This window comes from Azospirillum sp. Sh1, assembly GCF_008365135.1.
In the GTDB taxonomy this organism is placed as follows: Bacteria; Pseudomonadota; Alphaproteobacteria; order Azospirillales; family Azospirillaceae; genus Azospirillum; species Azospirillum oryzae.
Genome location: NZ_VTTK01000010.1, coordinates 161,566 through 173,990, shown reverse-complemented (window position 1 = coordinate 173,990; position 12,425 = coordinate 161,566). Strand labels below are relative to the sequence as shown.

The 12,425-nt window shown below is 67.6% G+C and carries 15 protein-coding genes; 7 read left to right on the top strand and 8 right to left on the bottom strand.

Annotated elements, in window-relative coordinates; genetic code table 11:
* Positions 1–97 precede the first annotated feature (97 nt).
* The 4 genes from plsY to FZ029_RS13145 are packed head-to-tail and all read right to left on the bottom strand — an operon-like array spanning position 98 to position 3,928.
* Positions 98–697 carry a glycerol-3-phosphate 1-O-acyltransferase PlsY gene (gene plsY / locus FZ029_RS13160; protein WP_149269637.1) on the bottom strand — a complete coding sequence of 200 codons (600 nt, stop codon included), beginning with the start codon at positions 695–697 and terminating at the stop codon, positions 98–100.
* A gap of 4 nt (positions 698–701) precedes the next feature.
* On the bottom strand, positions 702–2,009 hold the full coding sequence (gene pyrC, locus FZ029_RS13155; RefSeq protein ID WP_149269636.1) for a dihydroorotase: 1,308 nt from the start codon (positions 2,007–2,009) through the stop codon (positions 702–704).
* On the bottom strand, positions 2,009–2,983 hold the full coding sequence (locus FZ029_RS13150) for an aspartate carbamoyltransferase catalytic subunit (protein WP_085089487.1): 975 nt from the start codon (positions 2,981–2,983) through the stop codon (positions 2,009–2,011). Before FZ029_RS13150 ends, pyrC begins: the two co-directional genes overlap by 1 nt.
* A gap of 57 nt (positions 2,984–3,040) precedes the next feature.
* A complete protein-coding gene (locus FZ029_RS13145; RefSeq protein ID WP_149269635.1) occupies positions 3,041–3,928 on the bottom strand; it encodes a transcriptional regulator GcvA in 888 nt (295 codons plus the stop codon).
* A 171-nt stretch (positions 3,929–4,099) separates the two neighbouring features.
* Here FZ029_RS13145 and FZ029_RS13140 point away from each other — a divergent pair, with 171 nt between their 5' ends.
* The 6 genes from FZ029_RS13140 (at position 4,100) to FZ029_RS13115 (ending at position 8,533) form a co-directional block, all read left to right on the top strand.
* Positions 4,100–4,339, top strand: coding sequence for a DUF1127 domain-containing protein (locus FZ029_RS13140; RefSeq protein ID WP_149269634.1), 240 nt, complete (start codon positions 4,100–4,102; stop codon positions 4,337–4,339).
* Positions 4,340–4,342: 3 nt separating this feature from the next.
* On the top strand, positions 4,343–4,804 hold the full coding sequence (locus FZ029_RS13135; protein ID WP_149269633.1) for a GFA family protein: 462 nt from the start codon (positions 4,343–4,345) through the stop codon (positions 4,802–4,804).
* Positions 4,789–5,214 carry a GFA family protein gene (locus tag FZ029_RS13130; protein WP_247892291.1) on the top strand — a complete coding sequence of 142 codons (426 nt, stop codon included), beginning with the start codon at positions 4,789–4,791 and terminating at the stop codon, positions 5,212–5,214. Before FZ029_RS13135 ends, FZ029_RS13130 begins: the two co-directional genes overlap by 16 nt.
* A gap of 177 nt (positions 5,215–5,391) precedes the next feature.
* Complete coding sequence (locus tag FZ029_RS13125) at positions 5,392–5,739, top strand: cupredoxin domain-containing protein (protein ID WP_149196915.1); 348 nt, start codon at positions 5,392–5,394, stop codon at positions 5,737–5,739.
* 37 nt (positions 5,740–5,776) lie between these two features.
* On the top strand, positions 5,777–6,619 hold the full coding sequence (locus tag FZ029_RS13120; protein ID WP_149269632.1) for an FTR1 family protein: 843 nt from the start codon (positions 5,777–5,779) through the stop codon (positions 6,617–6,619).
* 102 nt (positions 6,620–6,721) lie between these two features.
* Positions 6,722–8,533, top strand: coding sequence for a monovalent cation:proton antiporter-2 (CPA2) family protein (locus tag FZ029_RS13115; RefSeq protein WP_149269631.1), 1,812 nt, complete (start codon positions 6,722–6,724; stop codon positions 8,531–8,533).
* Here FZ029_RS13115 and FZ029_RS13110 read toward each other — a convergent pair.
* From FZ029_RS13110 to FZ029_RS13100, 3 genes are all read right to left on the bottom strand, one after another.
* Entirely contained in the window at positions 8,530–9,327 is a 798-nt protein-coding gene (locus tag FZ029_RS13110) for an ABC transporter ATP-binding protein (RefSeq protein ID WP_149269630.1), read from the bottom strand. The two genes, FZ029_RS13115 and FZ029_RS13110, sit on opposite strands and share 4 nt — an antisense overlap.
* A complete protein-coding gene (locus FZ029_RS13105) occupies positions 9,324–10,232 on the bottom strand; it encodes an ABC transporter permease (RefSeq protein ID WP_149269629.1) in 909 nt (302 codons plus the stop codon). The genes FZ029_RS13110 and FZ029_RS13105 overlap by 4 nt, the downstream gene beginning before the upstream one ends.
* A gap of 175 nt (positions 10,233–10,407) precedes the next feature.
* On the bottom strand, positions 10,408–11,388 hold the full coding sequence (locus FZ029_RS13100; protein ID WP_149269628.1) for an ABC transporter substrate-binding protein: 981 nt from the start codon (positions 11,386–11,388) through the stop codon (positions 10,408–10,410).
* Positions 11,389–11,741: 353 nt separating this feature from the next.
* Here FZ029_RS13100 and FZ029_RS13095 point away from each other — a divergent pair, with 353 nt between their 5' ends.
* Positions 11,742–12,122 (top strand): DUF983 domain-containing protein, encoded by a 381-nt coding sequence (locus FZ029_RS13095; protein ID WP_149269627.1) that lies wholly within the window; start codon positions 11,742–11,744, stop codon positions 12,120–12,122.
* A gap of 109 nt (positions 12,123–12,231) precedes the next feature.
* Here FZ029_RS13095 and FZ029_RS32995 read toward each other — a convergent pair whose 3' ends face one another.
* Positions 12,232–12,399, bottom strand: coding sequence for a hypothetical protein (locus tag FZ029_RS32995; protein ID WP_188051924.1), 168 nt, complete (start codon positions 12,397–12,399; stop codon positions 12,232–12,234).
* Between the last annotated feature and the right edge of the window lie 26 nt (positions 12,400–12,425).

Below are 12,425 nucleotides of genomic sequence, written 5' to 3'. Positions count from 1 at the left end.
GCGGCGGAATGCCAACGGAATCAGAGGGCTGCAAACGAAATGGGCGGGGAGTCGCCTCCCCGCCGCCCGTTCGATCTGTTTCTTCGATTCGGACCGCTCAGGCAGCCTTCTTCTTGCCCGATCCGATCTTCGGCTCCTCGCCTTTCAACAGGCGACGGATGTTCGTCTCGTGGCGGATGAAGACCAGCGCCGCGATGAACAGGCAGAGGCCGCCGACCAGCGGCCCGCCGAAATACCAGCCGGTCAGCGGGCTGATGCCCAGCGCCGTCAGCGCCGACAGCGAGGAGATGCGGAACAGCGCCGCCATCACCAGCCAGGTCAGGCAGGCCAGCAGCCCGACCGGCCAGGACACCGCCAGCAGAACGCCCAGCGCAGTCGCGACGCCCTTGCCGCCCTTGAAGCCGAGCCAGACCGGGAAGCTGTGCCCCAGCATGGCGCCGCCGGCGGCCAGCACCGCCGCTTCCGGTCCGGCCAGCCACTGCGCCAGCAACGCGGCGATGGCGCCTTTGCCGCTGTCGAGCAGCAGGGTTGCCAGCGCCAGCGGTTTGTTGCCGGTGCGCAGCACGTTGGTGGCGCCGATATTGCCGGAGCCGATCTGGCGGATGTCGCCCAGACCGGCCATCCGGGTCAGCACCAGCCCGAAGGGGATCGAGCCCAGCAGGTAGCCCAGCAGGGCGGCGAACAGGAGGATCGGCACCGGATCAGTCCTCCGTCCGCCAGACGGTGCGGCCGTCGACGATGGTGCGCAGCGGCCGGCCCTGGACCGGGCGGTTTTCAAAAGGCGAGTTCTTCGACTTCGACTTGAAGCGGCTGACGTCGATCTGCCACGGTACATCGGGATCGAAGACGACCAGATCGGCCGGCCCGCCCTTGACGATGCGGCCGAGCGGCAGTTCAAGGATCGCCGCCGGGTTGGCGGTGACGCAGGCCAGCGCCTTCAGCAGCGGCATCTTGCCCTTGTGCACCAATTCCAGAGTCAGCGGGAAAAGCGTCTCCAGCCCGACGACGCCGGGGGCGGCCTGGGCGAAGGGCAGTCGCTTCTGGTCCTGATCCTGCGGCACATGGTCGGAGGCGATGGCGTCGATGGTGCCGTCGGCCAAACCCTCGACAATGGCGCGCCGGTCCATCTCGCCGCGCAGCGGCGGGGAGACCTTGGCATAGGTGCGGTAGTCGCCGACGTCGGTCTCGGTCAGGGAGAAGTAATGCGGAGCCGTGTCACAGGTCACCTTCAGCCCGCGCGCCTTGGCGCGGCGGATCAGGTCGACCGATTCACCGGTGCTGATGTGGGCGAAATGCAGGCGCCCGCCGGTCAGTTCGGCCAGCCGCAGGTCGCGCTCGATCATGATGATCTCGGCTTCACGCGGGATGCCGACGAGGCCGAGGCGGGTGGCGATCTCGCCCGAATTCATCATGCCGCCGGATGCCAGCGACGGCTCTTCCGGATGCTGGACGATCAGCTTGCCGAAGGTCTTGGCGTAGCTGAGCGCCCGGCGCATCGTCTTGGCGCTGGCAATGGCCTTGGTGCCGTCGGTGAAGGCGACCGCACCGGCCTGACCCAGCAGGCCCATCTCGGTGATCTCGTTTCCTTCGGTGCCGCGGGTGGCGGAGCCGTAGGCGAAGACCTTGACCAGCTTCACCTCGCGGGCGCGGCGCGCGATGAACTCCAGCCCGGCGACCTCGTCCAGCACCGGGTCGGTGTTGGGCAGCAGCGCCATGGCGGTGATGCCGCCGGCCGCCGCGGCGCGGGACGCGCTCTTGATGGTGTCCTTCTCTTCCTCGCCGGGTTCGCCGATCAGCACGCGCATGTCGACGAGGCCGGGGGCGAGGCATCGGCCGGCGAGGTCGATGACCTCCGCACCCTCGGGCGTGGAGTCGTTGAACAGGCCGGGGCCGAAATCGGCGATGGTCTCGCCGTCGATCAGCAGGTCGCCGCGCTGGTCCAGGCCCGTCGCCGGGTCGAGCAGGCGGGCGTTGCGGTAGACGATACGGGGGTTCGTCGGGGCACTCATCAGACGGCTCCCGCAAGGTCGGACTGGCGGCGTTCACGGGTCAGCAGGTCGAGCACGGCCATGCGCACGGCGACGCCAAGCTCCACCTGATCGAGGATCATCGAGCGCTTGAGGTCGTCGGCGACCTCGGAGTCGATCTCGACGCCACGGTTCATCGGACCGGGATGCATGATGACCGCGTCGGGCTTCGCCACCTCCAGCTTCTCGTAATCGAGGCCGTAGAAGTAGAAGTATTCGCGGGTGGAGGGGACATACTGGCCGCTCATCCGCTCGGTCTGCAGGCGCAGCATCATCACCACGTCGGCGTCGCGCAGGCCGGTCTTCATCGAATGATGGACCTCGACGCCCAGCCGTTCGATCTGCGACGGCAGCAGGGTCGGCGGCGCGACGCAGCGCACCCGCGCGCCCATGGCGTTCAGCAGGTGGATGTTGGAGCGCGCGACGCGGCTGTGCAGGATGTCGCCGCAGATCGCCACGATCAGCCCATCCAGCCGGCCGAGGCGGCGGCGGATTGCCAGCGCGTCCAGCAGGGCCTGGGTCGGGTGTTCGTGGTGGCCGTCGCCGGCGTTGATGACGGAGCAGTTGACCTTGTCGGCCAGCAGCTTCACCGCGCCCGAATCGGCGTGGCGCACCACCAGCGCGTCCAGGTGCATGGCGTTCAGCGTCATCGCCGTGTCGATCAGGGTCTCGCCCTTCTTCACCGAACTGCTGTCGGTCGACATGTTGATGACGTCGGCCCCCAGCCGCTTTCCGGCCAGCTCGAAGCTGGTGCGGGTGCGGGTGGAGTTCTCGAAGAACAGGTTCACCTGCGTGCGGCCATCCAACAGGTTGGACTTCTTCACGGGGCGGCGGTTCTGCTCGACATAGCCATCGGCAAGGTCGAGGATCTGGGTGATCTCGCCGGCCCGCAGCCCCTCGATTCCGAGGAGATGGCGGTGCGGGAAGACCGTGTCGGGGGACGGGTTCGCGCTCATGGGCGCGGACTATAGGAGCGGTCCGTTACGCCCGCAAGCCGCTCAATTCGGCGCTTTTCAGACCGCCCCCGCCTCTTCGAACAACCAGTCGTGGAAGGCCTTCACCTTGGGCCGGGAAAAGTAATGCTGCGGCGCCACCACATAGTAGGCGAGGCTTCCCGGCAGCCGCACCTCGAACAGGCGGACCAGCCGTCCGGCGGCGATGTCGTCGGCCACCAGCACGCCGCGGGCCAGCGCGATGCCATGACCGTTGATCGCCGCCTGCAGCGTGAAGGAGGAATCGTCGAATCGCAGGCCGCGGTCGGTGTCCACCCCCTCGATCCCTGCTGCCCGGCACCACACCGCCCAGGAGATGTTGTAGTCGTCGTGCAGCAACGTGTGGTGCCGCAGATCCTCCGGATTGACCAGCGGCCGGTCGCCGGACAGCAGCGACGGATGGCCGACCGGGAAGATGTCCTCGGTCAGCAGCCGTTCGACCCGCAAATCCGGCCACAGGCCATTGCCGAAGCGGATTGCCAGATCGACGTCGTGGCGGGCGAAGTCCACCACCTGTGACGTGCTGTGGACCCGCACATCCATCTCCGGATGACGCTTTTGAAAACGCACCAGCCTCGGCACCAGCCATTTCGACGCGAAGCTGGGCATGGTGGAAATGGTCAGCGTGCCGCTGCTGTCGGCGCGGATCAGGCGGTCGGTCGCTTGGGACAATGTGTCCATCGCCTCGCGCACCGGCGGCAGGTAGCTCTGCCCGGCCTCGGTCAGTGCCAGCGCCCTGTTCATTCGGCGAAACAGCGGTAATCCGAGCCACTCCTCCAGCGCCTTGATCTGGTGGCTGACGGCGGCCTGCGTCACATGCAGCTCATCCGCGGCTTTTGTGAAGGAAAGATGGCGTGCGGCGGCTTCGAATGCGCGAAGCGCGTTCAGCGGGGGCAGGCGGCGGGACATGGTGGGGACGGACCGGCGGCTGGATTCGGATTAGCTGAGCTAATCGATTCTATGAGAAAGCGTCGTTTGTCGGCAAGCGGTCTCTGTACCATCCTCAGTTCCACAAGCGATCTGACAATCGGAGCGGCGAGGCCAACGCCCCGCTCCCCATTCACCGGAGGGAAACGGATCATGGCAAAGGGAATGCACTCACCGATCTCCAGCGCAGAACTGTTCGTCCGCAAGCCGGTCAAGGCCGGCGCTGGGTTGGGCGGGCACGTGGTGGCGCTGTTCGACCGCCTTGCGACCTGGAACGAACGCCGCCGGCAGCGCCGCGCGCTGGAAGCTTTGCCCGACCATCTGCTGTCCGACATCGGCATTTCCCGTGCCGACGCGGACTATGAGGCCGAAAAGCCGTTCTGGCGGGGCTGAGCGATGGGCGACGTGAAGGCAAGCGGGGAGGGGGAGCGGGTCTGGACCGGCGGCTGTCTGTGTGGCGGCGTGCGCTATGCCATCGACACCCGGCCGGAGCCGATCTCCTTCTGCCATTGTTCCCAGTGCAGGCGCCAGCACAGCCATGTCGGCGCCTACACCGGCCTGCCCCGTGCGGCGCTGCGTCTGCTCACCGACTCGACACTGACGTGGTATGCCTCCTCCGAGCGGGCACGGCGCGGCTTCTGCTCGCGTTGCGGTGCCGGGCTGTTCTGGGAGGCGCTGGAACAGGCCGGTGCGGAGCGCCGGATCACGGTGACCGCCGGAAGCCTGGATGATGCGTCGGGGCTGCGGGTGGATCGCCATATCTTCGTCGACCACAAGGGCGCCTATTACGACATCGGCGACGATGGTGTCGAGCGGCGGACCAGCACGGGAGATGTGGTGGAATGTCCGAAGGGATGACGGGGCGGGAGCGGGCGCTGGCCGGCGGTTGCCTGTGCGGCGGCGTGCGCTTCCTGCTGGCGGAACGGCCGGACGGGGTCGTGACCTGCCATTGCGGCCAGTGCCTCCGCTTTCACGGCCACATCGGCGCCTATGTCACGGTTCCACGCGATACCGTCATCTTCGACGCCGATGAAACGCTGTCCTGGTACCGTTCCTCCGCCATCGCGGAGCGGGGGTTCTGCGGGCGCTGCGGGTCGTCCCTGTTCTGGAAGGGCGACGGCAAGACCGAGATCGAAATCGCGGCGGGCAGCCTGGACCAGCCGACCGGGCTGACGACGCTCCGCCATGGCTATGTGGCCGACAAGGCCGACTACTATGAAATCACCGACGGGCTGGAGCAGTTCCCCGGCTCGTCCGAGCAGGAATAGCGGGGCAGGGATTCAGGGTGCGGAGAGGCTTTCGAATCGTCGGGACTCCGGCGGGTGCGCGATTCCGTCGCAGGTGCGTTGCGGAGCCTGCGGGTGCCTTTTCATTTGACCCCGGGGGGCTTGAGTGAGAATGATTTTCAGAAGCAATGGCCCACCAGCCCCTGGGGTTTTCCGCGAATGCGTCGTGTCTCTCTGCTTTCCGCCGCCTTCGGCATCGCCTTGTCCGGTGCCGCCCTGATCCATGCCGTCCCGGCGCAGGCTGCCGACACGGTGACGATCGTCATCAAGGATCACAAGTTCGAGCCGGCGGAGGTCAGGATTCCGGCGAACAAGCGGGTGACCCTGCTGGTCGACAACCAGGACGCCACATCGGAAGAGTTCGAAAGCGGCGAGATGAAGGTCGAGAAGATCGTCGGCGGCCGCAAGCAGATCAAGGTCATGGTCGGTCCGCTGAAGCCGGGGCGTTATCCCTTCTTCGGCGAATTCCACGAAGCGACGGCGCAAGGCGTCGTGATCGCCGAGTGACGCTGTCCCAGAAGACCGCCCAGTACCGGAGACGACCATGCTCGCCAGTCTGATCATCGTCTTTCGCGAGGTCCTCGAAGCGGGCCTCATCGTCGGCATCGTGCTGGCCGCGACGCAGGGAGTGCCCGGCCGCGGCCGGTGGATTTCGTTGGGCATCGTCGGCGGCATCGTCGGGTCCTGCATCGTCGCCGCCTTCGCCGACGGCATCAGCTCGCTGTTCGCCGATACCGGGCAGGAGATGTTCAACGCCACCGTCCTGCTGATCGCCGTCGTCATGCTGGCTTGGCACAATGCCTGGATGGCGCAGCATGGCCGCGAACTGGCGCGCGACATGAAGGCGGTCGGCCATGCGGTGCAGAGCGGGGAGAAGTCGCTGGCGGCGCTGGCTGTCGTCATCGGCGTCGCCGTCCTGCGCGAAGGGTCGGAGGTCGTGCTGTTCCTGACCGGCATCCTGGCGTCGGAAGAGGGCGGCATCGCCACCGTGGCCACCGGCGGGCTGGGCGGCATGGCGCTGGGGGCGCTGGTTTCGGTCCTGCTCTATGTCGGCCTGCTGCAAATCCCGACGCGGCACCTGTTCGCCACCACCACATGGCTGCTGACCCTGCTGGCCGCCGGCATGGCCGCGACGGCGGTCAATTTCCTGGCGCAGAGCGGCATCCTGAACGCGGGCGGCACGGTGCTGTGGGACAGCTCGGGCGTGCTGCGCGACAAGAGCCTGTTCGGGCAGGCGCTGCATGTGCTGGTCGGCTACACCGACCGCCCGACGGAGGCGCAGCTGATCGCCTATGTCGGGGTGGTCGTCGGCATCCTGCTGCTGACCCGCTGGGCGGCTGGCAATTCGCCGTCGAACAGGTCGCGCGTTGCGTCTCCGGCCGAATGAGCAATAATATCAAAGTGTATGGCCGGGCTGACGGTTAAGCGTCTGGTCTTGTCCATTGAAATCGCGCCATAGTGCCCCTGCGACAGTCGAGCGGCGGGGAAGATGGCGGAGCTTGTGACGTTGGTTGTGCTGCTGGCGGCGATGGTGGTCGCCGTGCCGGTGGCAAAAAGGTTCGGGTTCGGCGCGCCGCTCGGCTATCTGGCCGCCGGGCTGGCGGTGGGTCCGGCCGGGCTTGGGCTGGTCACCAATGTGGGGGCGATCGCCCACGCCTCGGAACTCGGCGTCGTCATGCTGCTGTTCCTGATCGGGCTGGAGCTGAGGCCCGCCCGTCTTTGGGTCATGCGGAAATCGGTGCTGGGATTGGGCGGTGCGCAGGTCGCGGTCACCGGCGCCGCGATCACCGCGCTGTGCGGCTGGGGGCTGGGACTCGCTTGGCCGACGGCGGTGGTTCTGGGCTTCGGCTTCGCCCTGTCCTCCACCGCCATGGCGCTGCCGATGATGGCGGAGCGCGGGCTGCTCGCCAATCAATCCGGGCGCAATGCCTTTTCCGTCCTGCTGTTCCAGGACCTCGCAATCATCCCTGCAGTAGCATTGCTGCCGCTTCTGGGCACCGGCAGCGTTCCCCAGGCCGACGGCGCGTGGCTGTCCGTCGCCAAGGCGGCGGTCGCCGTTGTCGTGGTGCTGATCGGCGGACGTTACCTACTGCGGCCGATCTTCCACGCGGTCGACCGGGCCGGCGCGCCCGAAATCTTTACCGCCACCGCCCTGCTGATCGTCATCGGCACCGCCGTGCTGATTCAGGAGGCCGGGCTGTCGATGTCGCTGGGCGCCTTCATGGCCGGCGTCCTGCTGTCGGATTCGGAATACCGGCACGAGGTGCAGGCGGATATCGAACCTTTCGAGGGTTTGCTGCTCGGGCTGTTCTTCGTGTCGGTCGGCATGGGGGCCGATGTGCCGACGCTGATGGCGCATCCCGTCCGCTTCCTCGGCCTTGCCCTGGCGTTGCTGGTGGTGAAGGCGCTGGTGATGCTTGTTCTCGCCCGCATCGCCGGGGTGCCGTGGGCAGGAGCGACGCGGATGGCGACGGTGCTGAGCCAGGGCGGCGAGTTCGGTTTCGTGCTGTTCGGGCTGGCCGTCGGCGGCGGTGTGATGGCCGGCGAACAGGCGTCTGCGGCGATGCTGGTGGTCACCCTGTCGATGCTGGCGACGCCGTTCCTGTTCGCGGCGGAGGAGCGCTGGTTTGCGCCGCGCCTGATGTCGGCGAAGCCCAAGCGTCCTTTCGACAACCCGCCCGACGACAACCCGCCCGTCATCATCTGCGGCTTCGGCCGGGTGGGGCAGGTGGTCGGCCGCGTGCTGCGGATGCGTGGCATCGCCTTCACCGCGCTGGAGAGCAGTGCGGCCCAGGTCGATTTCGTCCGCAAGTTCGGCAGCAAGGCCTATTACGGCGACCCGACGCGGGTCGAGTTGCTCCGCGCCGCCGGTGCGGAGAAGGCCAAGGTCCTGGTGGTGGCACTGGACGACATGGAGCAGTCGCTGCGGGTGGTGGAGATGGCGACCCGGCATTTCCCCAACCTGACCATCTTCGCCCGCGCCCGCAACCGCCGCCATGTCCACCATCTGATGGACCGTGGCGTCAGCCACATCGTGCGCGAGACCTTCGACAGCAGCATCCGCCTGACCGGCGACGTGCTGCGCCAGATGGGCATGGCGGAGGGGGAGGTCACGCGGACGCTCGACACCTTCCGAGCCCATGACGAACGCACCCTGATCCGTCAGCACGCCGTCCACAATGACGAGACCAAGCTGATCCAGACCTCCCGCGATGCCGCGGCGGAGCTTCAGTCGCTGTTCGAGGCGGATCGCGAGGACGAGCACGTGGCGCAGGCCGAGGCGAGGACGGCGAGCGCCTAGCCGATCAGAAGGCTGTCGTCGCTGATTTCCACCCCGCCGCGCTGCCTGGCGAACAGGGCGAGCAGGTGCGGCACGTCCAGGCCGGCGCGTTCCTCCCCCGCCACGTCGAGGACGACGCGCCCCTCATGCAGCATCAGCGTGCGGTCGCCATAGTCCAGCGCCTGCCGCATCGAATGGGTGACCATCAGCGTGGTCAGGCGGTTGTCGCGGACGATGCGCCGGGTCAGATCCAGCACGAAATCGGCGGTGGCGGGGTCGAGCGCAGCGGTGTGCTCGTCCAGCAGCAGGATCTTGGAGCCGGCCAGCGTCGCCATCAGCAGGCTGACCGCCTGACGCTGCCCGCCGGACAGCAGGCCCATGCGGTCGTGCAGCCGGTTCTCCAGCCCGAGCCCCAGCGCCGCGATGCGGTCGCGGAAGTTCCTGCGGCGGTCGCTGCCCAGCGCCAGCCCAAGGCCGCGGCGGCGTCCGCGGGCGGCGGCCAGCGCCATGTTCTCCTCGATGGTCAGGGCGGCGCAGCTGCCGGCCATGGGGTCCTGGAAGACGCGGGCGACCAGCCCGGCCCGGCGCGGCGTGTCCCAGCGGGTGACGTCGGTGCCGTCGATGGAGATGCGCCCCTGCTCCGCCAGCACATCGCCGGCCAGCGAGCCGAGGAAGGTGGATTTCCCGGCGCCGTTGGAGCCGATGACGGTGACGAACTCGCCCTCCGGGATGGTCAGGTCGACGCCGCGCAGCGCGTGCTTTTCCAGCGGCGTGCCGCGGCCGAAGGTGACGTGGATATCCTCGACGACGATCATTTTGCGGCACTCGGGCTGCGGGAAACGCTACGGGAGGCCTTGGCCCTCAGGCGCGGCAGGATCAGGGCGACGGCGACCAGAACCGCGGTCACCAGATTGAGGTCGGAAGCCTGCAAGCCGATGGAATCGGCCGACAGTGCCAACTGCACCGCGAGGCGGTAGAGGATCGAGCCGGCGACGCAGCCGACCAGGGCCAGAGCCAGGGCGCGGGCAGGCAGCACCGTCTCGCCGACGATCACGGCGGCGAGGCCGACCACGATGGTGCCGATGCCGGTCGTCACGTCGGCGAAGCCGTTGGTCTGGGCGAACAGGGCGCCGGCAAGACCGGTCAGGGCGTTGGACAGGGCGATGCCGGCATAGACATGGGCGTCGGTGTCGACGCCCTGCGCCCGCGCCATCCGCGCATTGACGCCGGTCGCCCGCATCGCCAGTCCGAACTCGCTGGACAGGAAGCGGGCGAGCAGCAGCACGACGACCGCGACGATGACGCCGACCACCAGCGGGCGGACGATATGGTCCGGGATCCCGAGGCCATAGAAGGGCGTCAGCACCGTGTCCTGCATCAGCAGAGCCACGTTCGGCCGCCCCATGACCCGCAAATTGACGGAGAACAGGGCGATCATCGTCAGGATGCTGGCGAGAAGATGCAGGATCTTGAAGCGCACGTTCAGCGTCGCCGTCACCAGCCCGGCCGCCGCCCCGGCCAGCGCGGCGGCGAGACTGGCGAGCCAGGGGTTGACGCCGGCGATCAAGAGCACCGCGCAGACGGCCGCCCCCAGCGGAAAGCTTCCGTCCACCGTCAGGTCGGGGAAGTCCAGGATGCGGAAGGACAGATAGACGCCGATGGCGACCAGCGCATAGACGAGGCCGATCTCGATGGCGCCGAAGAGGGCGATTTCGGTCATTGCGGTGCTTTTGAAGGAGGCTTGGAGGAGAGAGTGTATTGCCCCCTCCCTATCCCTCCCCCGCTTGCGCGGGAGAGGGGATTGGACTCTTGTCGGCGTTCTGCGGCAGTTCCCTCTCCCACCGAAGGTGGGGGAGGGTTAGGGAGGGGGCAAAGTGCCTTTCCCCAACCGCCACTTACTGTCCGACCACCTTCGTCGCGCGCTTCACCACCGCGTCGGGCAGGGTGACGCCCATGGCGGCGGCGGACTTCGGGTTGACGAACAGGTCGGTGCCCTTGGCGAGCGACACCGGGATGTCGCCCGGCTTCTCGCCCTTCAGGACGCGGGCGACGATGGCGCCGGTCTGCTTGCCGACCTGGAGATAGTCGAAGCCGATCGAGGCGACGGTGCCGCGGGCGACGCTGTCGGTGTCGGCGGAGAAGATCGGCAGCTTGGCCTGCTGGCCGACGGCGATCACGCTTTCCAGCGCCGAGACGACGGTGTTGTCGAGCGGGATGTAGACGGCATCGGCCTTGCCGACGAGGCTGCGCACCGCCTGCTGGGCGTCCGAGGACTTCGGCACGGAGGCCTCGACCACGGTCAGGCCGGCCTTGGCGGCCTCGTCCTTCAGCGCCTTGACCAGCACGATGGAGTTCGGCTCACCCGGGTTGTAGAGGACGCCGATGCGCTTGGCCTGCGGCAGGATCTCGCGGATCAGGGCGACATGCTCACCAACCGGGGCCATGTCGGACAGGCCGGTGATGTTGGCGCCGGGCTTGTCCATCGACTTCACCAGCTGGGCCGACACCGGATCGGTCACCGCGGTGAAGACCACCGGAATGTCGCGGGTCGCCGCCGCCACCGCCTGGGCCGACGGGGTGGAGATCGGCACGATCACGTCGGGGCGGGAGCCGGCGAACTGGCGGGCGATCTGCGCGGCGGTGGCCGGGTTGCCCTGCGCGCTCTGGTATTCGACCTTCAGGTTCTGGCCCTGGACATAGCCGGCGTCCTTCAACGCCTCCACCACGCCATCGCGCGTCGCGTCGAGCGCCGGGTGCTGGACGATGGCGGTGATGGCGACGGTCTTGGTCTGCGCCATCGCCGAAACCGGGGCGGCGAACGGACCGACGAAGGCGGCGAGGGCCGCGGCGGCGCACAACAGGCGGGTGACGGGCATGGCTGGGTCTCCGGAACGCAAAGGTCTTCCCCTAGACCGCGCGGTCGCCGCCGTCAACTCGGCAGCAGGGTTGGGGAGGCTGGAGTTGAACATTTGAAACGCTATGAAACAGAATCCGGGAGATGTTCCATTGTTTCATCCGGCGTCCGATCCATCGGGTCCTCTCCCATGTCTTCTCCGTAGCGGCAAACTGGCCGCACACTTCATAGCACGGGGTGACGGACGGGATAAGGACGGCACGAAAATCCGGACGGTCGCCGCGATCCCGACTCCGCATGCCGGACCTGCCCGCAATCGGGGGTGTGGTTTGGCGGGCAAGAGCCTATATTGTGGGCAACACGGAAGGAGTGGCCATGATCGCAGGAACCGAAGCGGCTCCGTCGAAGTTTCTAGCCTCTTTCCGAGGCTTGATCGGCTGCTGTCCCAATTGCGGGCGCGGCCGGCTGCTGCGGAACTTCCTGAAGCCGGTGGACCATTGCTCGGCCTGTGGGGAGGCTTATGGCCATCTGCGCGCCGACGATGCGCCGCCCTGGATGACCATCCTGATCGTCGGCCACATCGTCATCCCCGCCCTGCTGTTCGTCGAACAGACCTATGAGCCGCCGACCTGGTTGCATCTGGCCATCTGGCCGGCGCTGACCCTGCTGCTGACGCTGATCCTGCTGCCGCGCTGCAAGGGTCTGGTGTTGGGGCTTCTGTGGTGCACCGGCGCACCGGGGTCGGAACGCGGATAGCGAGCGGGCTGGAGAGTTCCCGAATGCGAAAACGGCACCGCGCAGCAATGCACGGTGCCGTTTCCTTATCTGGCTGGAGCCTCGCCGGTCGGCGGAGGCCCGTCTGCCGTCAGCGAACGCTCGGCAGCGCGGTGCCGTGGCCGGCACGGGCGCCGAACAGGTTGGCGCGCAGCTTGCCGAACAGGTCGCGCAGGTGGTCGGCGCGCATCTGGCGGGCGGCCAGCATGATCTCGTCGTAGGAACGGGGATCGCGGACTTCGTTGAAATTGCTGTTCATGGCTTTGGGAATCTCCACGTGAGGTG